The organism is Flavobacteriales bacterium (genome assembly GCA_016715895.1).
GTDB lineage: Bacteria > Bacteroidota > Bacteroidia > Flavobacteriales_F > PHOS-HE28 > PHOS-HE28.
In genome coordinates this window covers 607,280-628,931 of sequence record JADJXH010000003.1, presented here as the reverse complement: position 1 = coordinate 628,931, position 21,652 = coordinate 607,280, and the positions used below count along the sequence as shown (strand labels likewise).

At 67.7% G+C, this 21,652-nt stretch carries 17 protein-coding genes and 2 pseudogenes; 10 read left to right on the top strand and 9 right to left on the bottom strand.

Annotated features, from left to right (window positions below; all coding sequences use genetic code 11):
* Positions 1-19 precede the first annotated feature (19 nt).
* Both IPM49_02840 and IPM49_02835 read left to right on the top strand, forming a co-directional pair.
* Positions 20-556: a hypothetical protein gene (locus IPM49_02840; protein MBK9273461.1), complete on the top strand. Its 537-nt coding sequence runs from the start codon at positions 20-22 to the stop codon at positions 554-556.
* Positions 528-1,151, top strand: a pseudogene (locus IPM49_02835) (peptidylprolyl isomerase). The gene IPM49_02840 and the pseudogene IPM49_02835 overlap by 29 nt, the downstream one beginning before the upstream one ends.
* Here IPM49_02835 and IPM49_02830 read toward each other — a convergent pair.
* Positions 1,081-2,508: pseudogene (locus IPM49_02830) on the bottom strand (DEAD/DEAH box helicase). The pseudogenes IPM49_02835 and IPM49_02830 overlap by 71 nt on opposite strands.
* A gap of 131 nt (positions 2,509-2,639) precedes the next feature.
* Positions 2,640-4,541: a sensor histidine kinase gene (locus IPM49_02825; GenBank protein MBK9273460.1), complete on the bottom strand. Its 1,902-nt coding sequence runs from the start codon at positions 4,539-4,541 to the stop codon at positions 2,640-2,642.
* Positions 4,542-4,601: 60 nt separating this feature from the next.
* Here IPM49_02825 and IPM49_02820 point away from each other — a divergent pair, with 60 nt between their 5' ends.
* From IPM49_02820 to IPM49_02810, 3 genes are all read left to right on the top strand, one after another.
* On the top strand, positions 4,602-5,339 hold the full coding sequence (locus IPM49_02820) for a copper homeostasis protein CutC (GenBank protein MBK9273459.1): 738 nt from the start codon (positions 4,602-4,604) through the stop codon (positions 5,337-5,339).
* On the top strand, positions 5,336-7,522 hold the full coding sequence (locus IPM49_02815; GenBank protein MBK9273458.1) for a hypothetical protein: 2,187 nt from the start codon (positions 5,336-5,338) through the stop codon (positions 7,520-7,522). Before IPM49_02820 ends, IPM49_02815 begins: the two co-directional genes overlap by 4 nt.
* A 165-nt stretch (positions 7,523-7,687) precedes the next feature.
* Positions 7,688-9,541 carry a T9SS type A sorting domain-containing protein gene (locus tag IPM49_02810; protein MBK9273457.1) on the top strand — a complete coding sequence of 618 codons (1,854 nt, stop codon included), beginning with the start codon at positions 7,688-7,690 and terminating at the stop codon, positions 9,539-9,541.
* 60 nt (positions 9,542-9,601) lie between these two features.
* Here the strand turns inward: IPM49_02810 and IPM49_02805 are convergent, their stop codons facing one another.
* The 4 genes from IPM49_02805 to IPM49_02790 form a co-directional block, all read right to left on the bottom strand.
* Positions 9,602-12,577, bottom strand: a complete 2,976-nt coding sequence (locus tag IPM49_02805; protein MBK9273456.1) for a GH92 family glycosyl hydrolase — start codon at positions 12,575-12,577, stop codon at positions 9,602-9,604.
* 2 nt (positions 12,578-12,579) lie between these two features.
* Positions 12,580-13,479, bottom strand: coding sequence for an ROK family protein (locus IPM49_02800; GenBank protein MBK9273455.1), 900 nt, complete (start codon positions 13,477-13,479; stop codon positions 12,580-12,582).
* The gene (locus IPM49_02795; GenBank protein MBK9273454.1) at positions 13,476-14,843 is read right to left on the bottom strand and encodes a sugar MFS transporter; all 1,368 of its coding nucleotides are present in this window, start codon (positions 14,841-14,843) and stop codon (positions 13,476-13,478) included. The genes IPM49_02800 and IPM49_02795 overlap by 4 nt, the downstream gene beginning before the upstream one ends.
* Before the next feature lie 86 nt (positions 14,844-14,929).
* Entirely contained in the window at positions 14,930-15,715 is a 786-nt protein-coding gene (locus IPM49_02790) for a T9SS type A sorting domain-containing protein (GenBank protein MBK9273453.1), read from the bottom strand.
* 195 nt (positions 15,716-15,910) lie between these two features.
* Here IPM49_02790 and IPM49_02785 point away from each other — a divergent pair, with 195 nt between their 5' ends.
* A complete protein-coding gene (locus IPM49_02785; GenBank protein MBK9273452.1) occupies positions 15,911-16,888 on the top strand; it encodes a N(4)-(beta-N-acetylglucosaminyl)-L-asparaginase in 978 nt (325 codons plus the stop codon).
* Positions 16,889-16,933: 45 nt separating this feature from the next.
* On the top strand, positions 16,934-17,260 hold the full coding sequence (locus tag IPM49_02780; protein ID MBK9273451.1) for a hypothetical protein: 327 nt from the start codon (positions 16,934-16,936) through the stop codon (positions 17,258-17,260).
* A 6-nt stretch (positions 17,261-17,266) separates the two neighbouring features.
* On the opposite strand, the gene IPM49_02775 is transcribed toward IPM49_02780, so the two are convergent.
* The 3 genes from IPM49_02775 to IPM49_02765 are packed head-to-tail and all read right to left on the bottom strand — an operon-like array spanning position 17,267 to position 19,828.
* The gene (locus IPM49_02775) at positions 17,267-18,145 is read right to left on the bottom strand and encodes a hypothetical protein (GenBank protein MBK9273450.1); all 879 of its coding nucleotides are present in this window, start codon (positions 18,143-18,145) and stop codon (positions 17,267-17,269) included.
* On the bottom strand, positions 18,132-18,737 hold the full coding sequence (locus IPM49_02770; GenBank protein MBK9273449.1) for an RNA polymerase sigma factor: 606 nt from the start codon (positions 18,735-18,737) through the stop codon (positions 18,132-18,134). Before IPM49_02770 ends, IPM49_02775 begins: the two co-directional genes overlap by 14 nt.
* A gap of 2 nt (positions 18,738-18,739) precedes the next feature.
* Positions 18,740-19,828 carry a hypothetical protein gene (locus tag IPM49_02765; GenBank protein MBK9273448.1) on the bottom strand — a complete coding sequence of 363 codons (1,089 nt, stop codon included), beginning with the start codon at positions 19,826-19,828 and terminating at the stop codon, positions 18,740-18,742.
* A gap of 77 nt (positions 19,829-19,905) precedes the next feature.
* Between IPM49_02765 and IPM49_02760 the strand changes: the two genes are divergently transcribed.
* From IPM49_02760 to IPM49_02750, 3 genes are read left to right on the top strand one after another with little or no spacing between them, the layout of a single operon-like run.
* Positions 19,906-20,181: a DUF493 family protein gene (locus IPM49_02760; protein ID MBK9273447.1), complete on the top strand. Its 276-nt coding sequence runs from the start codon at positions 19,906-19,908 to the stop codon at positions 20,179-20,181.
* 9 nt (positions 20,182-20,190) lie between these two features.
* Positions 20,191-20,565 (top strand): hypothetical protein, encoded by a 375-nt coding sequence (locus tag IPM49_02755; GenBank protein MBK9273446.1) that lies wholly within the window; start codon positions 20,191-20,193, stop codon positions 20,563-20,565.
* Positions 20,562-21,236 (top strand): hypothetical protein, encoded by a 675-nt coding sequence (locus IPM49_02750; protein MBK9273445.1) that lies wholly within the window; start codon positions 20,562-20,564, stop codon positions 21,234-21,236. The genes IPM49_02755 and IPM49_02750 overlap by 4 nt, the downstream gene beginning before the upstream one ends.
* Positions 21,237-21,652 lie beyond the last annotated feature (416 nt).

Below are 21,652 nucleotides of genomic sequence, written 5' to 3'. Positions count from 1 at the left end.
CCTGCAACACACCACCACCATGCGCACTCTCCGCCTCGTTGTCGTGCTTCTGGCCGCCCATCTCGCTGCGCCTGCCATCGCCCAAACGGCCACCTTTCCACCACTGGACGGAGAGAAGGCCGACGGAAGCCGTGTGCGGTTGCCCGTCCCGGCGGCCAAGGGCTTCACCGTGGTCGGGCTCGCCTACAGCCAGAAGGCTTCACCGATGCTGGAGGAGTGGGCCGAACCGGCGTTCCTCCGGCTGGTGGCCAAGCATGGCCTCTTCGCCGGCACCTACGAGGCCGACGTGTGGTTCATCCCCATGTTCATCGGGGGCAACAAGGCGGCCTACGAGCCGAGCATGAAGCGCTTCCGCAAGAGCGCCGATCCCGAGGTGGCCGATCACGTCCTGTTCTATCAGGGCGAGATCGAGGTCTTCGAGCAGGCGCTTGGCCTGCACAGCAAGGACATCCCGTACTTCTTCGTGCTCGACCGCGAGGGCCGTGTGGTCCACCGGACCGAGGGCGCGTTCTCCCTGGAGAAGCTGGATGCCATCGAGGAACGGCTCATGGAGTGAGCCGCCGCGTATTTTCGCGCCCACTTCCTGTCAACCCATGCGCAGCGCACTCCCCCTCTCCGCGTTCTGGACCCTGCTCCTGGCCTCCTGCGCCCCGTCCGGCGACAGTGGTGGGCAGCCTTCCGCGCCGGCCACCGACCCCCTTACCACCACCACTGAACAAGCACCCATGAGCACCGACCCGAACGAGGGCGTATTCGCCAGGATCACCACCAACAAGGGCGTCATCACCATCCGCCTGGAACATGAGAAGGCCCCGGTGACCGTGGCCAACTTCGTCGGACTGGCTGAAGGCTCCGTGAAGAACACCGCCCGTGCCCAGGGGCAACCGTACTACGATGGGCTCACGTTCCACCGTGTGATCGCGGACTTCATGATCCAGGGGGGCGACCCCACCGGGACGGGGTCCGGCGGTCCGGGCTATGCCTTCCAGGACGAGATCCATCCCAGCCTGAAGCACGACCGCGCGGGCACGCTGAGCATGGCCAATGCCGGTCCGGCCACCAACGGCAGCCAGTTCTTCATCACGCACAAGGAGACCCCGTGGCTGGACGGCCGCCATGCCGTGTTCGGCTATGTGACCTCCGGTCAGGACGTGGTGAACGCCATCGCCCAAGGCGACCGCATCGAAAGCGTGCGCATCGAGCGGGTGGGGGAGAAGGCCAAGGCCTTTGACGCTACCCAGGTGCTGGCCGCCAATGCCGGCATGTTCAAGGCGCGCTGATCTAACGCCGGCCGCGACCTCCTCCGCTTCGACCTCCTCCGCTTCGGCCACCGCCGCTGCGTCCGGCACTGCCGCTGCGTGCGCCGCTGCGTGCACCGCCGCCTCCGTCCCTGCGTTTCGGCGCATCGGGCCGGTATTCCGGTCCGGGACCGAACTCCGCGGGCAGGGGCACTTTGCGCACGGCGTAACCGATGAGCTTCTCGATGCGCCCGAACTCGCGCATCTCCTTGTCGTTGATGAAGGTGACCGCCTGCCCCTTGCGGGCGGCGCGCGCCGTGCGGCCCACGCGATGCACGTAGTCCTCGGGGTCCTGCGGCACGTCGTAGTTGATCACCATGTCGATGTCGTCGATGTCGATCCCCCGGCTCACCACGTTGGTGGCCACCAGGATCCGCAAGCGGCGGTTCCGGAAGCGCAGCAGCACCTCCTCGCGCTCGCTCTGCTCCAGGTCGCTGTGCATCGCTTCGGCGTCGAAGCCCTTGCGCTTGAGGTGGCGGGCCAGGTTGCGCACCTCGCTCTTCCGGCCGGCGAACAGCACGATGCAGCTGGCCTCGGTGGTGCGCAACAGGTGCTCGAGCACGGGCGCCTTCTGCATCTCGTGCACCACGAAGGCCTGTTGATCAACGCCCTCGGCCGGTTTGCTCAGCGCGATGGTGATCTCCACCGGGTCCTTCAGGATGCGTTTGGTGAGCTCACGGATCGCCGGGGGCATCGTCGCGCTGAACAGCAGGGTCTGCCGCTCCTCGGGCAGGAAGCTGATGATGCGCATGATGTCGTCGATGAAGCCCATGTCCATCATGCGGTCGGCCTCGTCGAGCACCAGGAACTCCAGGCCCTTCACCGGTACATAGCCCAGGTTGAGGTGGCTCAACAGTTTGCCCGGGGTCGCGATGATCACTTCGGTGCCACCGGTCAGGGCCGATTTCTGCTGGTCGAACGACGCGGCATCGCTGCCGCCGTACACCGGGATCGAGGTGATGGGGGTGAAGTATGCGATGGCCTGCAGCTGCTGGTCGATCTGCAGAGCGAGCTCGCGTGTGGGCACGACCACCAGGGCCCGGATGCTGCCCTCCACCTTTGGCCGGTAGCTGTGCACCACGTCCATGATGGGCAGCAGGAAGGCCGCGGTCTTGCCCGTCCCGGTCTGTGCGCAGGCGATCAGGTCACGGCCGTCGAGCGCGGCCGGGATGGCCTGCTGCTGGATGGGCGTGGGCGTGCGGATGCCCATGGCGGAAATGCCCTCGAGCAGGTCGGGGCTGAGCCCCAGTTCATCGAACCCCATGTTCAGGTGCTGTGCCCGTGCACCGGTCGGTCGGTGCGCGAAGCGGCGCGAAGATAGGTCCACGGGGGGGGAGCCCTTCATCCAACGGCGCGCAGGGGAGCCTCGCCCCAGCAGGCCAGCAGTTCCACCCGGTGACCTTGGCCGTCACACACGCGCAGTTCACCTTCCAGCTGCTCGCTCAGCGCGTGGACCAGATCATGGCCGAAGCTGCCGGCGCAAAGCCCGCTCGCCGTGTCCAGGCCCACTCCATCATCCTGGTAGGAGAGGCGCAGACCGTGGCCGTTCCATGCCTCAAGCTCCAGGCGGATCGATCCGGTGCGCCCTTCCGGGAACCCGTGTTTCAGCGAGTTCATCACAAGCTCGTTCACCAGCAGCCCCAAGGGGATCAGCATCGTCGTGGGGACCGCTTCCACCGAGCAGGTTACGGTGACGGCGACCCGCTGCTCCGCGGCGAAACTGCGCACCACGCCGGTGACCAGTTCCTGCAGGTGCTCGCCCAGGCCGATGTGGCGCAGGTCGTTCGAGCGGTAAAGGCGGTCGTGCACCAGGGCCATGGCCTGCACGCGGCGCTCCAGGTCCTCCAGGGCCTCCCGCGACCCATCGGAGGACTCGTGCAGGGCGCGCAGGCGCACCAGTGTGCTCACCACCTGCAGATCGTTCTTCACCCGGTGGTGGATCTCGCGCAGCATCAGGTCCTTCTCGCTCTCGGCCATCAACGAACGGGCCAGCCGGGCGTTCTGTCGCTGCAGTTCCAGGTTCTGTGCCTGAAGTTGGTCGCCCTGCTCGCGGATCAACTGGTTCTTGTGCCGCACCCGGCCGATCACGCGACGGACGTGGAACAGGGTGGTGCCGAACAGGACCACCACGGCGGACACCAGGCCCAACAGGATGAGCAGCAGTCGGCTGCGCCGTTGCGCCGATCCGGCGATCGCTTCGTTCATGGCGCTCCGTTCGCGGAGCATCGCGTTGTCACGGTCCTTGTTGGACACCTGATAGAGCGCCTCCAGTCCTGCCAGCTGGCGGGCCATCTGCGCGTTCAGCAGGGAGTCCTTCAGCTTCATCTGCTGGTCGAGGAAGGCGAGGGCCTCGCGTTCCGAGCCGAGCGCGCGCGCCTGTTGCTGGCGCAGGTCGAGATAGTGAAGGCGTTCGGACCGGTCGCCTGTGCGGGTGAGCAGCACCTCCAACGAGTCAAGATGCCGGTCGGCGCCGCGCATGTCACCCAGGGCGAGCGCGGCACGGGCCTGTTCCTTCCACAGTGCGGTCCACAGCACCGGTGGACCGGAACGCCCCAGGAGGGAGGCGGCCTTGCCCAGGCAGGGCAGGGCGTCCGCCGGCTTCCATTGATCGAGGAGCGCGGTGGCGCTCAGCACCCACCGACGGGCTTGTTCCTGCACATCCGCACGGCGCACGAGGACGGCATCGGCCAGGTGGCCCTGCTCCTGTGCTTCGCGATAACGTCCGGCCGCGATCATGCGCTCCATGACGTCCAGGTGCGCGTGGGCCAGCCGCAGGCTGTCACCCAGGTCGCGCACCGCCAGCAGGGCCCGCTGGCTCTCCTCCATCGCCCGGATGGGCTGCCCCATCTCGGCGTACGTCCGGCTCAACCAGGCCAGGTCGTTCGCCACCACGGCCGGGCGTTCCAGCGCTTGAGACACTTCCAGCGCGCGCAATGAGGCCTTGAGGAGGCCGTCCAGGCCACCGGCGTTCAACTCGTTCTGGCGCAGTTCCACCAGCACCCGATGCACCAGTTCGAGGTCCTTCGATTGCTCGGCGAAATGAAGGGCGGTGCGGCGGTGCGCCAGGGCTTCCACGGGCCGTTCGGGATCCAGCGTCCTCGCCAGCTCCAACAGCACACGGGCGCGGTCGCGCGCGCCGGACATCCCGGTGGCGCGTTCGGCGCGACCATGCTCAAGGCGCGAAGCGGACACCGGGGACCAGGGCCCGGAGAGGAGCAGGAGGATGACCAGCGCGGTACGCATCGGCCCTTGTACGCCGCCGCGGGTGGGGCGGTTGCACCACGCCCGTGCTACGTTTGGCCCATGAAGGTGCGGGTGGAGGTCTGTGTGACCGGTATCGCCGAGGCTCATGCGGCCGCACGGGCCGGAGCGGACAGCGTGGAACTGTGCACCTGGCTGGACTGCGGCGGGGTGACCCCGAGCTACGGGTTGGTGAACGCGGTGAAGGAGGAGCTCGGGGTCCCGCTGCGCGTGCTCATCCGGGCCACCCCGGGCGGCTTCTCGTACACCATGAGCGAGCGACAGGCCATGCTTCGCGACGCCCTGCTCATCGGCATGAGCACCCCGGGCCTGGTGATCGGAGCCCTGGATGAGGCGGGCGCACCCGATATCCCCTTCATCCGGGCCGTGCGCATGGCCGCTCCGGAGGCGGAGATCACCTTCCATCGGGCCATCGACCGCAGTCCCGACCCCGGCATGGCCTTCGCCACCTGCCTCGCCGAAGGGGTCCAGCGCGTGCTCACCAGCGGTGGCCGCACCCTGGCGATCGACGGTGCCCTCACCATCAAGGCCATGGTGGAGGGCGCACAGGGCCGCTTGCTCGTGGCCGCCGCCGGAGGCATCTCCCCGCAGAACGTGGTGGAACTGGTGGAGCGCACGGGCGTTACGGAGGTGCACTTCGCCGCTCAACGCAAGCTGCCGCCCGAACCCCACGAGGTGAGCATGAGCTCCGCCCATCGCGGCTTGAGCTTCGACAGCGTGCCCGATGAGGCCAAGATCGACGGGGTGCTCAACGCGCTGGCGAAAGCCCACTTGCGATGAGGCTGGCCCTGCTGCCCATGGCGGGCCTCTGTGCCTTGTCGACCGTCGCCCAGCCGCTTCGACAGGCCATCCGCGAAGGCTGGCGGTTCCGCGAACTCGGCACTGAACAGGGGTGGCCCGCCCAGGTACCGGGGACCGTCCAACAGGACCTCCTGCGCAACGGCCGCATCCCCGACCCGCTCCGCAACGCGAACAGCGACAGTGTGCGCTGGATCGAGCTCCGGGATTGGGAGTACACGGTGCGCTTCGAGGCCGATGCCGCCTGGGTCGATCACCCGAACGCTCATCTGGTGTTCAAAGGCATCGACACCTTCGCCGACGTCCGCCTCAACGGCGTGCGGCTCGGCGGTGCGGACAACATGTTCCGCACTTGGAGCTGGCCCGTGCATGGCGTGTTGCGTGAAGGGACCAACGACCTGCGGGTGGTGCTCCGAAGCCCTGTCCGCGAAGGGGCCCAGCTCCGCGCCGAATACGGGGTGCAGCTTCCGCACGACAGCGATCCGGGCGGCACGAGCCCCTATGTGCGCAAGGCCGCCTACCAGTTCGGCTGGGACTTCGCCCCACGTCTGGTCACCATGGGCATCTGGAAGGAGGTGGCGTTGGAACTGCCGGCGGAGCCGGTGCCACCCGCGCAGCCGTCGGTGCTCCTGGATCAGCCCGCGGACAGCATCGGCCGTGCGTTCCGGTTCCTGCGCAACGGCCGCCTGCTCTTCATGAAAGGCTGCAACCTGGTGCCGCCGTCCATGTTCCCGGGCGCGGACAGCCTGTGGGTGGCGCGGGTGCGCGACATGCAGCGGGTGGGCATGAACATGGTGCGTGTGTGGGCCGGCGGTGTGTATCCGCCTGACGCGTTCTACGCCGCCTGCGACACGGCCGGCATCCTGGTGTGGCAGGACCTCATGTTCGCGACCATCCCACCCGCCGAAGGCGCCTTCGTGGACAACGTGCGCGCCGAGGTCGCCGACCAGGCCGGGCGCCTGGGCCGATGGCCCGGGCTGGCGCTGTGGTGCGGCAACAACGAATTGGAGGTGGCCTGGCACAATTGGGGCTGGCAGGACCGCTATCGCATCCACGGACCGGATTCCGTGCGCGTTCGGGACGCCATGCACCGGTTCTTCAGTCAGACCCTCGTAGAGGCCCTTCCGGACGATCAGCGCCAGCGCTACACGTCCACCTCGCCCCTGAGCAATTGGGGCAACGCCACAGGCCTGCGGAACGGCGACCTGCACTATTGGGGGGTGTGGCACGGCGACAGCACCTTCGCTTCGTTCGGCCGCAACGTGGGCCGATTCGTGAGCGAATACGGTTTCCAGAGCTATCCGGACAGCGTTACGCTCGCCACCCAACTCGACGCGGAGCACCTGCATCTCGGGGACCCGGTCCTCGCCGCGCGGCAGCGCAGCTACAAGACCGACCGGCCCATCCTGGACGCCATTGATCGGGAGTTCGGCGTTCAGCCGCGAACGCTCGGTGAGCTCATCCGCTTCAGTCAGCTGGCGCAGGCCGAGGCCTACCGGCAGGCCATCTGGGCCCACATCACCGCGCAGCCGCACTGCATGGGCACCCTGTTCTGGCAGCTCAACGACGTGTGGGCCGGCCCCAGCTGGAGCACCGTGGATCACACGGGCACCTGGAAGGCGGCGATGTACGAGGTGGCACGGAGCTACCGGTCCGTGGTGCTGGACCTGCGGCAGGAGGGAGGCGAGGTGGTGGCGCGCCTTTGGAACGAGGACACCGACCGGCAGATGCTGCTGGCCGTCACCCACGTGCTGAACACCGAGGGACACCTGATCCGTTACGACAGTCTATGGATCCAGCCCACTGTTGGCGTGAATGAGCTGATGCGGCTGTCGGTGCCCCGAGTGCTGGCCGGATCCCCTCCGGAGCGGACCCTCGTGCATGTTCGTGTCCTGGACCACCAGGGCGGGCTGCTGGCCGATCGCCTGCTCTCCATGGCCCCCTGGGGCCGGATGGAGTGGCAACGACCCCGGGTCGAACTGATGGCCGACCCGGCACGGGCCGGACGTTACCGGTTGAGCACGGACAAACCCGTGCCTGCGGTGCATCTGCGGGCGGGCAATGCCAGCCTGAGCGACAATGATCTTCCGCTCCTGCCTGGAGCCGACCGATGGATCCAGGTGGGAGGGACGGACCGTCCGTCGATCGAGACCTGGCCTTGGTGATCCGCGCACGGGTTTTCAACAGACCCTGTGCGAACGTCCTGCATCCGGCTTGGCCGTTCCGCAGGACAACCCCTACCTTCGGCAACCATCCAACCGGTCAACACGACCCCACGCATGAGCGCATCTCGACCCATCACCCACGTTCTTGTCGCAGCCCTCGCCTTGATGCCCGGCGCATCCCTGCTGGCACAAGGGAACTGCCAGAACGCTAGTCAGTTCGGACAGGCCACGCCCGATCCCTTCGGTGCGGTGACCACCATCAGCACCTGCAGCTTTGAGTCCGAATACTCCGTCGTCACGGGCATCATCGCTGGAGCCACCTATCAGTTCACCCTGAGCTCTGGGGGATATATCACGGTCCGTGAGGACTTCCCCGGGGGCACTGTGATCGGTCAGGGCTACAGCCCCGTCACCGTCACGGCGGTCACGGGTGGTGACCTGTACCCCCACTGGAACGTGGACGACCTCTGCAATCAGCAGTCCAACTGCGTCGTCACCACCGTGCAGCTGTTCCTGAACTGCACCCCCGTGGTGGCCAGCTACAGCGTGCTGGATGATTGCAACAACAACAGTTTCACCATCGACGTGAACGTGGCGAGCACCGGGGACGGTTCCTTCGTGAACATCGACCACAGCGTCAACGGCACGCCGCAGGCGCAGATCCCCGGGCAGGGCGTCGGGGTCATCACCCTCGGGCCGTTCACGGTCGGTGCCTTGGTGGACATCGTGGTGGGCCACGAGTTCGAAGCGGCCTGCAGCGTGAGCTTCTTCAACGTGCAGAGCACCGGGAACTGCCCCATCATCCTGACCTGTGGCGGGGTGGAGTTCAATGACACGTACTGTTATCAGCCGAACGACACCAAGACCTGGTGGTATCAGAGCTCCACCAACGACCCCTTGGCGCTGCTCTTCTCCACGGGTACGATCGAGTCGTCCACCTGGGATGTGCTCACCATTTACGACGGGCCGAACAACGGAAGTCCCATCCTCTGGCAGCACAACGGCCCCACGCTCGACCTGAGCACGCTGCCCCCGATCGTATCCACCGGCCCCAACCTCTTCATGGCCCTGACCTCCGACGGCTCGGTGCAGTGCTCCACCAACCCCAGCTGGGAGTGGAACTGGACCGTGGGCTGCCTGGACTGCGATGTGCCCGCCGCCACCTTCACCGTGGTGCCCGATTGCATCCACCGCGAGTATAGCATCGAGGTGAACGTGACCTCCACGGGTGACGCGGCCACGGTGGACCTGGTGATCCCCGGGGACACCCTCTTCGGCATCGGCACAGGCATCCAGAACTTCGGCCCCATCGGCATGGACACCGTGGTGAACATGGCCGTGTTCAATGGCGACAACAGCCTGTGCCGGATCTTCAGCGGCCCGGTGGTGGCCTACGAGGACAGCTGCGTCATCCCGGCCTGCCTCAACGTGAACACGTCCTACTGCTACGAGAACACGGACGACGCCTGGTTCGTCTACCAGTCCAGTGACCCCAACCTGCCCATCACGATGACCTTCCTGCAGGGCGAACTGCTGGTGGACGACAAGGTGGTGATCTACAATGGGGCCTATGACCTCTCCGGCGTGCTCTTCAACGGGAACTTGGGCGGAAACCTCTCCGGACTCTCCATCAGCTCGCAGAACCCGGACAACCTGCTGACCCTGCGCGTGCAGTCGAACGCGACGGGCTCCTGCGACGATGGGCAGGCGACGATCCCGCTGGTGTGGGACGTGGGCTGTGGCTTGGTCGGCATTGATGAGACCGATGCGACGGGCTTCGTGCTCTACCCGAACCCCACCACGGGTGCGGTGACGATCCAGCTCGGCCTCGACCAGCTGACCAACGCGGTGGTGCGGGTGTTCGACCTCACGGGCCGGCAGGTGCTCGATCTGCCGGTGCGCACGGTGAACGACCGTTCCGTGCTGGTGGACCTGTCCGGCCTGCAGAACGGCAACTACCTGCTGCAGGTGCACGCGGACGAGTTCGTGCGCACGAAGGCCGTGCAGGTGGCGCGCTGACCGACGATGTTCTTCCGGAAGCCCGGCCGTGAGCCGGGCTTCTGCGTTTCCGGCGGGTGCTCAGCGGGCCGGTCCGGCCTCGATGCCGATCTCGTCCAGGAAGATCCAGCTCGATCCGCCTTTGCTCGGATGCCAGTCCGGGCAGGGCCCCGCGTTCTTCGCCATCACCTTCACGTAGCGGGCCCGCTTGCCGATGGGACCGGTGCGCAGCTCCATCCGCTGGGTGCCGTCCGCATCGCGGGCCACGGTGTGCGTCAGCACCGTGCTGCTCCACTGCCGTCCATTGATGCTCCACGCCACATCCACGTATTCCGGGTACCAGATCCACGAGCGCTGGTCCTGCAGCATGCCGACGCTCACGGCATCCAGCCGGCGTTCGCCGCCCAGGTCGATCGTGGCCAGCACATCCTGTCCCTGGAAGCCCTGCCATTCGCCCGACCGGAACTCGGTGCTGCCGCGCAGCCCGTCCACCAAGGCCTGATCACCACCGGCCGCATATTGGTTGGCGTAGGTGCTCTGGAGGCTCACCGTATGCCGCACGTCCAGCCGCTCGAACCGCGCCTCCACCACCGGACCCGTACGCCCGCCCAGGGCGAGGCGCGCCTGCACCGTGCCCGTCTGCCGCAGCGTCAGCAGCTCCGGCGCTGCACGCCATTGCTTCACGCCGCCCTCCTTCATCCGGTACTCCACCTGGCCGTAGGGGATGGGGCGCACGAAATGCACGGCCAGGGTGTCCGTGAAGGTCCGTGAGGGGGCGTTCACCCAGGGCGCGGGCAGTGGCCGTTCGAGCGACAGTTCCGGCTCTCCCAGGTCTGGGTAGGAGGGGGCGCTCCCCGGACGGGGGCCGAGGCGGAAGGCCAGGGTGCCGCCGTCCATCAGCCGGTCGTGGCTCAGCTGCCGGAAGACCTCCGGTTCGCGCCCGTTCCAGGTGACCTCCTCCACGTAGCGCGCGTCGGCATGCGTGCGCTCGGCCGTGATGCGCAGGCTGCGTCCATGGGCCAGCTGCACAGTGGCCTCGTCGAAGAGCGGCACCCCCAGCGTGTACTGCGGCGAGCCGGGGCAGATGGGATAGATCCCCAGGGCGCTCAGCACGTACCAGCTGCTCATCTGGCCGCAGTCCTCGTTGCCGATCAGGCCGTCCGGCGCATCGCGATAGAACTCATCGCGGATGCGGCCCACCAGTCCGTCCATCCAGGCCGGCGCATCCGTACGGGCATACAGGTAGGCCATGTGGTGGCTGGGTTCGTTGCCATGCGCGTACTGCCCGATCAGTCCCGAAATGTCCGCCTGCTCGCGTCCCGTCGTGCGCGTGTCGGCATCGAAGAGCTCATCCAGCCGGGCCCGCAAGGCGCTGCTGCCGCCCGCGTCGCGCAGCAGCTCGTCAAGGTGGTGCGGCACGAAGAGCCCGTACTGCCAGGCGTTGGCCTCCGTGAAGTGGTAGTTCACCTCGTAGGGGTCGAAGGGCTCGATCATGCCGCCGTTGCGCCGGGCGCGAAAGAAGCGGGTGTCCGGGTCCAACAGGTGCTGCCAGGCGTATGCGCGCTGGGTGAACACCTGCGTCAGGCTGTCCTCGCCCAGGGCTTCCGCCAACTGCGCGATGCACCAGTCGTCGTAGGCATATTCCAGCGTGCGGCTCACGCTCTCGGCCTGGTCCTCGCTGCTGATGTAGCCGCGGGTGCGGTAGGCGTTGAGGCCCGGCTCGTCGCGCATGGCCCCGGCCACCAGCGCCTCCAACGCCAGCCGGGCGTCGTAGCCCCGGATCCCCTTGCTGTGCGCATCGGCGATCACGCTCGCGCTGTGGTAGCCGATCATGCAGTCGGTCTCGTTGCCCCAGAGCTCCCACACCGGCAGCCGGCCGCCCTGCTGGTAGTGCAACAGGAAGGTGCGGATGTAGTCGTTCACCCGGTCGGGCTCCAGCAGCGTGAACAGCGGGTGCGTGGCGCGGAAGGTGTCCCACAGGCTGAAGATGGTGTAGACGTTGTGGTCCGCCCGGTGCACCTCGCCGTCCATGCCGCGGTACTGCCCGTCCACATCGTTGAACACGCAGGGCGCGATGAGGCTGTGGTAGAGCGCGGTGGCGAAGATGCGCTGCTGCTCGGGCGTGCCGCCCTTCACCTGCACCTTGTTCAGCTCGGCGTTCCAGGCGGCCTCGGCCTCCGCCCGCACCCGGTCGAAGTCCCAATGCGGCACTTCGGCCTCCAGGTTCCTCCGCGCACCTTCGATGCTCACGGCGCTGATGCCGACCTTGACGATGAGGGGCTTGTCGGAGGCTTCAAAGGACAAAAGAGCTTTTTCTTGGTTCACCTTTTCTCGATCACCTGCGATAAAGCCTGGCGAAATACTGCAAGCCAAGATCTCTTGGCTGAATTGCGCACAGAAGAACAAACGCTGGTCGTTAGCCCAAGATGAGCTTCGTCGTTCACCGACTAGCTCAAGCGGACCAGTCTGGTTCATCGAGGAAACTAGGATCTTATCTCTGTGTTCAAGATCAAGCAGGAGGTAAGCCCCCCGATCCTTTGGGAACGTGTAGCGATGCACCCCCACGCGCGCCGTGGCCGTCAGCTCGGCATCAACGCCCTCGTCGTTCAGGTGCACGCGGTAATAGCCCGCATGGGCCGCCTCGTTCGCATGGTTGAACGACGACCGGTATTCCTTGGGGTCCAGGGACCATCGGCCGCTCATCGGCATCACCAGCACATCGCAGAGGTCCGCCACACCGGTGCCGCTCAGGTGCGTGTGGCTGAAGCCGTAGATCACGCTGTCGCTGTGGTGGTAGCCCCCGCATCCGTCCCAGTCGTTGACCCCATCAGGCCGGGTGTCCGGGCTCAGCTGCACCAGTCCGTGCGGCACGCAGGCGCCGGGGAAGGTGTGCCCATGGCCCCCGGTGCCGACGAAGGGGTTCACAAGGTCGCGCGCGGGGTTCTGGGCATAGGCCGTCATTCCAACAGCGGCGGCGAGCACCAGGCAAAGGCCCTGTAGCGTCGACCCACCGGGTCGACCGTGCTGGATGCGATGAAGCGTACCGGTCATGGTCATGGTCAAAAGGAAACCAACGCCGCCGCCCCCAGGATCCCCGCATCATCCTCGGGCAGCGCGCTGAGCACCAGGTCCACCTGGCCGTGGTGGATGGAGAGCAGGTCGTGCGCGAACCGTTCGCGCAGCGGGCCCAGGAGCAGGTCACCGTTGCGGGCGATGCCGCCGAAGAGCACGATGCGCCGGGGCGTGGTCAGCGCCACGGCATTGCTGAGGCCCACGGACAACCAGCGGGCCGTGCTGCGGAAGGTCTGCACCGCCTCGTCCACCCCGGCCCGCGCCGCCTCGGCGATGGGCAGCACGCCCTCGTTCCGCAGCACGGCCGCATCGCCGCCGAGCTCACGGAAGGTCTCGCGCATCCCACGGATGCTCACGTACGCCTCCAGGCAGCCGCTGCGCCCGCAGGTGCAGGCGCGACCGTCGATCACCACGATGGTGTGGCCCAGCTCGCCGGCGTTGCCGTGCGGGCCCAGCAACAGGCGTCCGTCCACGATCAGCCCGCTGCCCAGGCCGGTGCCGAGGGTCACCACCAGCAGGTCGTCGATGCCCCGCCCGGCGCCGCAGCGCCATTCGCCCAGGGCGGCCGCGTTGGCGTCGTTGCCCAGGGTGCACGGTACGCCCAGCCGTTCCTGCAGCATCGCCGCCAGCGGCACATCCGTGCGCCAGGGCAGGTTGGGCGCCTGCACGATGGTGCCGCTGTGCTGGTTCCCGTTGGGGGCACCGATGCCCACGCCGGTGAGCGCGGTCGCTCCGGCCAGGCGCCGAACCGCCTCAGCCAGCGCATCGGCGAAGGCATCGGGATCGGCATGGCCCTCCGTGGGAATGCGCGTGCGCGCCACGATGCGGTCGCCCGCCACCAGGCCCAGCTTGGTGCTCGTACCCCCGATGTCGATGCCCGCGATCATGCCCGCTGCGAGCCTCGGAAGCCGTACCAGACCAGGAACCCGTAGCACAGTGCTGGCAGCAGGAAGCTCAGGTGGAAGCCCACGTCGGCGTCATCGCTGCCTTGGAACAGGTCGATGAAGAGGCCCTGGAGCGGGGGCACCAGAGCTCCGCCCACGATCATCATCACCAGCAGGCTGCTGCCCTGCCCGGTGGCCGGCCCCAGTCCGTCGATGGCCAGGGTGAAGATGTTGCTCCACTGGATGGAGTTGAACAGGCCGATGGCCACCACGGCCCACAAGGTCCATGCTCCGCCCGTGGCCATCACCGCCAGGCACAGCGCCAGGGCGGCGGCGGCGAAGAAGCCCAGCACCTGCCCGGGCCGCCGGCCGGCGACCATGAACACGACCATGTTGGCCAGGATCAGCACCAGCATGGGCCACAGGTGCTCCACCGCAAGGGCGCCGGAGAGCCGGTTGATGCCCCACAGCAACGCGAACATCACCAGCGCCAGGGCCGGAAGCAGGAGCTGGCGGCGCCGCACGCTCATGCGGCCGGACAGCGCCACCGCGCCCAGGAAGCGGCCCACCATGGCGCCGCCCCAATAGAGGCCCAGGAAGTTCTTGCCGTCGGTCTCCGGAAGCCCGAGCACGCTGTCCAGCTTCAGCAGGTTGATGATGAGGCTGCCCACGGCCACCTCGGCGCCCACGTAACAGAAGATGGCCAGCATGCCCCAGCGCAGCGGCCGGTGCTGAAGGGCATCGCCGGAGAAGCTCGCCTCCCCGCCGGGTTCCGGCAGGGGCGTCAGCCGCACCCACAGGGCTTGCAGCAGCAACAGCGCGCCGAACGCGGCGTAGGGCCACCGCACGGCGGCATCGCCCCGGAACAGCTCGAAGATGAGCGTGCCACCGATCAGCGGCGCCAGGGTGGTGCCGAGCGAGTTGAAGGCCTGCGCCAGGTTCAACCGGCTGCTGGCCCCTTCGGGCGCGCCGATGATGGCCACGAAGGGGTTGGCGGCGATCTGCAGCAGGGTGAAGCCCAGGCCCAGCACGAACAAGGCCAGCAGGTACATGCCGTAGGTGTCCAGGTAGGTGGCCGGCACGAACAGCAGGCTGCCCGCGGCGCTCACCACCAGGCCGGCCACCACGGCGCGCTTGTAGCCCAGCCGCGCGATGGGGTCGCCGCTGCTGCGCGAAACGGCGTAGTACGCCAGCGAGCCCAGGAAGTAGGCCCCGAAGAAGCTGAACTGCACCAGCAGGCTCTGCGCGTAGGTGAGGGTGAACACCGCCTTCAGGTGCGGCACCAGCACATCGTTCATCACCGTCATGAAGCCCCACATGAAGAACAGGGTGGTGAGCACCACCATGGGGCGGATCGGAGCGCGCATGGGCGAAGGGTGGCGGGAAAGGTAGGACCCTGAATGCAGAAGGCCCGCTGTGCAGCGCACAGCGGGCCTTCGCGAAGTGCCTGCGATCAGTCGACCAGCGTGATGCGCTGGGTGTTCACGGTGTTACCCAGGTCCGTACGCACCATGTAGGTCCCTGCGGCAAGGCCGGAGAGGTCCATGTGGTAGGTACCGCCCAGGGTGCGGGTGGTGGTCACGCCTTGGAGCAGGCGGCCGTTCAGGTCGAGCACCTCGATGCGGCGAGCTTCAGCGCTCACCGTGACGGTGAAGAGACCCGTGGTCGGGTTCGGGCTGATCAGCACCGGACCTTGGGCGGCGACCTCCTCGATGCCGATCGTGGCACAGTCGGTGGCTGCACTGGCGGTGCAGGTGATGGAAGGAAAGCCATTGTCGACGGCCTGGTTCGAGGACGTGCCGCATGCGCCTTGCTCAGAGACCACGATCAGGTAGGTCCCGGTCTCGGTCGCGGTCCAGGTCAGCGCGCAGTTCGAACCTGCGTCGAGGCCGAACGCATCGGGCGTGCCCGAAGGATTGATGATCGTGAACGACAGGGGCCACGCGCTTCCGCCAACGCCATTGCACGCGCTGAACGTATAGCTGCCACCAGCTTGCACGTTCGTCATGGCATAGGCCTCATCGGCCCACACCTGGAAGGCGGTGATCTCGTTCACGGGGCACACGCCGCTGGTCGCGCAGGGCGCACCGTTGAAGGTGGTCACGAAATCGCTCCATCCGCTGGAATCGGTCGGGTTCACCCAGGTGAGGCATTGGGCGTTGCTCATCGTCGGAGCAGCCAGCAGAGCCGCCATGGCCAGCTTCGGGAGGTTGTTGATGATGGTGTACAGGTGCTTCATGTTCGTGTGGTTTAAGCGCTTCAAACTTAACGGTCTTTCCCGATCCACCTCCCCCAAGGGATCAGCATTGATGAACAAGGGGTCGGGGAATTCAGCCGGGGCGGACGGGGCGACCCGTACCGCGGCAGTTGAACATGCATGCTTGGTCCGCGACCCGTTCTTCGAACCTCCTCTTTGTCATTAACCTTGTCCCCGATGCCTTTGGACCGCCGCCGCTTCCTGCGCCTCAGCTCCACCGGTGCCCTGGCGTCCGCGGTGCCATGGGCACGAGCGGCTGACCTGCTGGCGCCACCCGCCTCGCCCGTCATCATCAGCACCTGGGACCACGGCCTCGATGCCAACACCAAGGCGTGGCAGGTGCTCGAGGACGGGGGCTCCACACTGGATGCGGTCGTGGAAGGGGTGGCCGCGGTGGAGAACGACCTTGGCAACCGCAGCGTGGGCCAGGGCGGACGGCCCGATCGCGATGGGCATGTGACGCTCGATGCCTGCGTGCAGGACCACGACGGCCGCGCGGGAAGCGTCGCCTTCGTGGAGCACTTCCCCAATCCCGTGCGCATTGCCCGTGCGGTGATGGAGCGGACGCCGCACGTGATGCTGGTGGGCGAGGGCGCGGAACAATGGGCCCGGGAGAACGGCTTCGCCGAACGCCGCATCACCCTGCCGGGCGTGCAGGCCGAATGGAAGGAGTGGGCCGTGAAGAGCGACTACAAGCCCGTGGTGAACATCGAGAACCACGATACCATCGGTCAGCTGGCCGTTGACGCCCAGGGTCGGCTGGCCGGAAGCTGCACCACCAGCGGCGTGGCCTACAAGGTGCACGGCCGCGTGGGCGACAGCCCCATCATCGGCGCGGGCCTCTTCGTGGACGGCGAGGTGGGCGCGGCCTGCGCCACCGGCACCGGTGAGCTCGTCATCCGCATCGCCGGCAGCCATACCGTGGTGGAGCTCATGCGCCAGGGGGTGGATCCCACCGAGGCCTGCCGCCAGGCCGTGGACCGCATCGTGCGCCGTTCGTGGAACATCGACGGCCACCAGGTCGGCTTCCTGGCCCTGCGGGCCGATGGCGCCTTCGGGGCCTTCAGCATCTACAACGGCTTCACCTACGCGGTGAGCGATGCCTCCGGCCATCGCCTGCTGGAGTCGGGCTTCGCGCGGCGCTGGGAACCCTGAGGGTCGGGATTTGGATCCCGCACCCCTTCCGCCTACCTTTGCCGCATGCGTCCGATCCTCTTCGCTTCGCTGGTGCTGGGGACCTCCTTCACCGCCCACGTCGGCGGTGGTGATCACACGGGTTCGGCCCGCGTGGAATGCAGCCGGGCCTCCGGCCTCATCCGGCTCCACCTCGACGCCGAGCGGCGCATCGGCCGCGTGGTGCTCCAGATCGCCGATGCCAACGGACGGCTGCTCTATCGGGAGGAGGGCCGTGCCCTGCGCGATGAGCTCGTGCGCGTCCTGGACAAGGGCCTGTTCCCGAAAGGCGACATGGTGCTCACCGTTAAGGCGCGCGACCTGGACCTGACGCAGCACTTCACCATCGAGTAGGCCCGCTCACCAGGCGGCCCGCATCAAGCTGCGCAGGTCGGCGTTGCTGCCTCCCAGCGAGGCTGACGCCTCCCCATCCGAGGCGGATGCTTTCCGCCGCGATCGGCCAGTGGCGGTCACCTCGGCCACGCTGACCTGTTCGTCACTCAGGGTCTCGTAGTGCTGGGTGAGGGTTGTGGATGCGGGTGCCGCAGCAGCTTCCCGGGTGGAGGCCAGGTCCTCCCTGGGCTCTGCGTCTTTCATTTCCGCTTCCAGGGCGACGGCGTCATCCGCCGAGGCCGGCACTTCGGCCAGGGCCGCACTGCTGAGGCCGGCCGCGGGGGGCGCGGCGAGCGAAGGTTCGGTGACCTCGACGTTCGCCGTGGTCTCCCGATCCGCCTCCGCCTGATCACCAACGGTCGGCCGTGGGGCTTCGGTCGCGCTCTCCTCTTTGGCTGCAGCGGTGGTCTTGTCCTGCAGGACCACCGGCTTCAGTTCGGCGAGGCCTTCCTGCTCCAGCCCGGGTCCGGGCATCCACAGGGCCACGCCCACGGCGATCAGCAGGGCCAGGGTGCCGAAGGCCAGCGCCGGCCGCCAGTATTGCGCCGGGCTGGGCGGGGCCAACCAGGTGCCCACGGTGTTGAGCCAGATGCGCCATGCGGGGCGACGGGCTTCGCGGAAGGCGGCCAGCACCCGGTCGCGCACCTCCGGATCGGCCGTCACCAGGGGCCCTGGGCGGCCGTGCGCCCGCACCTGCGCCAGGGTGGCCCGCAGCGCTTCGTACTCGGCGCGGTCGGCCACATGCCGCAGCACGAAGGCCCGCTCCTCGGCCAGCAGCTCATCGAAGGCGCGTTCGCTCAACAGCGCCTCCAGGTCCTCGGGGTCGTATCGCTCACGCGCGTCCATGGTGGGGTAGGGGCATCGGGCCGAACTCCTTGAGGCGCTCGGCCAGTTTCTTCAGGGTGTAGAACAGGCGGCTTTTCACGGTGCCTTCCGAAATGCCGAAGGCCAGCGCGATCTCCTTGATGGCCAGGTCCTCCTCGTACCGCATCACGAAGGTGGCCTTCTGGTCGGGGTCCAGTTTGTCGAGCTCCTGGTCCAGCCGCCGGCGGAAGCTCGCCCGGTCCACCGCCTCGCCGGCCTGTGGTTCCTGCACCGCGCGGCCGTTGTGCCGCAGCTCGGGCACGGCGGCGCGCCGCACCTCCTCACGGCGGTACTCGTTCTTGCACATGTTGTTGGCCACGCTGAAGAGCCAGGTGCGGAAGGGCCTCGACGGATCGTACTGGTCCGGCCGCTGCGCCAGCTTGGCGAACAGGTCCTGCAGCATGTCCTGCGCCCGTTCCCGATCGCTCCACAGCATGCGGTGGAAGTAGTTCAGCACGCGCCCGTGGTAGCGGTCGTACAGCTCGGCGAACGCGCGTTCGTCCCCGCGCACCACGAGCTCCATGAGGCGCTCGTCGCTGGCGTTCCGCCGGTCGGTGCCGAACAGGGATCCCATGGTCAATGCGGCAGCACGCCGAGGCGGTACAGTTCGTTGGTGGCGCCGATGCGGTCGGCCAGCCGGCGCAGTTCCTGCTCGGTGCGGGCCATGCCCGCTTCGTCGTTCACGGCGCGGTAGTGGCGCAGCAGCACGCTGCCGGCCACCAGGTAGTTCCAGGAGAGCGGGCCCGCCTCGGCGGTGCGGTGCATGCGCTGCCAGCGGGTGGCCAGCTCGGCGATGGGTTCGCCGTTGCCCCCGGCCCGCAGGGTGAGGCCGGTGAGCGCCGACCGGTCGTGCCACGGGGCCAGCAATTCGCCCGGCAGGCTCAGCCCCAGATGGACCGGCCTTGCGGTGGCCTGCGGCAGGGCGGTCACCACGCCCTGTGCGGTACCCGGTGGTGTACCCGTCGCGCCTGCCTCGCGCCAGACGCGCTCGCGGTACGCGGCGTCCGCCAGCAGGCGTGCGTCCACCACCAGCACATCGGTGCGCCGGCCATCGCGCTGCTGGGCGGCGATGGCGGGGTAGGTGTCTAGTTCACCGCCCAGCAGCAGCACGCCTCCCCGGTCCACCGAGGCCAGCAGGTCCTCCGCCATCAGTTGAAGGCCCCTGGCCACCAGCCCGCGGTCGTGCAGTTCCATGGCGGCCTGCTTCAAGCCTGCCTGATCACCCTGCCGGAGCGCCAGCGTCATCCGCGGCACCACCAGGTCCGCCGCATTGCGGTCCAGTGCCAGCGCGGCGTCCAGCGATGAAAAGGCCGTGGCTTCCGGGAAGTGCTGGTAGTAGGTGGCCAGGTGGGCGTTCACGCTGCCCGGCGCGATGCGCTCCAGGTCGTGCGCCGCCTCCTCCAGGCGCGCGGCGTCGGCGGAGGTGATGCGGCCGTTGCCACGGGCCAGCGCGGCCTGGCGTTCGTTGCTGTACCACTGGTAGCGGGCCGCGGCGTCGTCCGGATGGGCGTTCACCGCAGTGTTCCACGCGTTGCTGTTGCGCAGCAGGTCGCGCTCGTTCCAGGGCCCCTGCAGGTTGTTGGCCGGGGCGGGCAGGCTGGGCGCGGCCTGGCCGAAGGACCGACCGCACACGGCCAGCAGCGCGAGAAGGAGAAGGGCACGCATGGGTTCCGAAGCCCTGTACACGCCACGTGCCGATCGGTTCGATCGCCGGGCCGGGGCTACCTTTGCAAGGTACGCGCATGCTGAGCGAAGAGGTGAAAGAGCGGCTCCGGCAACGGCTGGACCAGGTGTACGAGTGGCCCTCGGTGTACATGTACAAGTTCATCTTCGAGCCCGACGACCAGCGGCTGGCCGCCGTCACCGCGCTCTTCCCGCCCGAGGCCGAGATGCTCCGCAAGTACTCCACCGGCGGCCGCTACCTCAGCCTCACCGTCACCGAGGTGATGATGAGCGCCGAGGATGTGGTGGACCGGTACGACCGCGCGTCCGCCATCGACGGCCTCATCGTGCTCTGAACCGGGGCCATGGAGAACCTGCGGATCGCCCTCACCATCACGCTCAGCATCCTGCTGGTGCTGGTGCTGTTCCGGCGTTTCCGCGACCGGGTGATGCGGCACGATCTGCCCGTGGCCGGGCATGCCGAGCTGCTCGGCCTGCAGGTGGCCTACCATCCCGCGCGGCTGTTGGTGCGGGTGCGCATGCCCCAGGCCCGCTCGCTGTCGTGGACCCTGCTCGACGAGGCCCACCGTGAACTGCACCGCTGGCCGGACCAGCCCCTCCACGCCGGAGAGCAGGCGGTGGAACTGGCGCTCGATGCCCGCGCCGACGGCATCTACCACCTGCAGATGGCCTCGGACAGCCAACGCACCATCCGCCGGTTCCGGCTCGCCCAGGCATGATCCGCACGCTTCGCCTCCTGCCCCTGGCCGCGGCCGCCCTGCTGGCCCTCCGCGTCGACGCGCAGAAGCGCCAGCCCCTGCCCGAGCCGTCCTTCACGCTGAAAGGCACCCTCGTGCTGCCCGTGCCCGTCGGGATCCCGCTCTTCAACGACCTCACCGAGAGCGTGGGCGGCTTCGACCTCTGCGCCCAATACCCGTTCTGGAAGGGGCTGGGCGTGGGCGTGGGTGGCCGGGCCACCTGGTTCGGTCTGGAGGAGCGCTCCTTCTCCCCGCAGAACATCAGCGGCGAGATCGTGCGGGCCACCTGGTTCGGCAAGCTGCAATGGGAGAAGTACACCGGCGGGCGCACCTTCATCGAACTCGCGGGCAAGGCCGGGGTCTCCGATTACCACTACACCAGCAGCGGGGTGGGGGAGCGGCGCACCGTGAAGGCCTCGGGCCTGCACTGGGGCGGCCAGTTCACCTTCTACCTGCACGCCACGGACAACCTGGCCTTCGGCGTGCAGGTGGGCTATGAGCAGGATGCCCAGACCTTGAGCCCCGACAAGTTCGGTCTGGAGAGCTTCCCCGGCCGCACGGTGCAGTCCGAAGGCCCGCCCTTCGGGTTCCTCACGGTGGGGCTGGGCTTCAGCACGCGGTTCAGGAAAAGCGCGGACCGGGGGGAGTGGTAGCGCCCCACGTAGAACAGCCCGCTCGTCGCGGGCCGTTCTGCATGGAGGATGAGAACCCTTATTCGCCCGGCGCCGGGGGCAGCTCCTTGGGTTCGCCGCCTTCGGCCTTGCCGATCTTCTTCTTGCCCTTGGTGACCTTGATGGCCACGTCCGTCTTCTCCTTGTTGAGGCCCACGACGATCTTGTCGCCAGCTCATTCGGCGTGATGGTTAGTGAAGCCGCGAAAGCGACCGTGTTCCACATGTGCGTTGGCATCGCTTTGCCAACACCCCAAGCATTCATGTTGCACAAAGCGTTTCTAATTTGGAGCACCAATTGAAACCTCGTCCCAGGGACAAGCCTCTGTCCTGCACACCCTTTCTGTTCCTACTCGCCTTCTTCGCCATAACAGGGACTCCATTGGCATCTCAGTTATG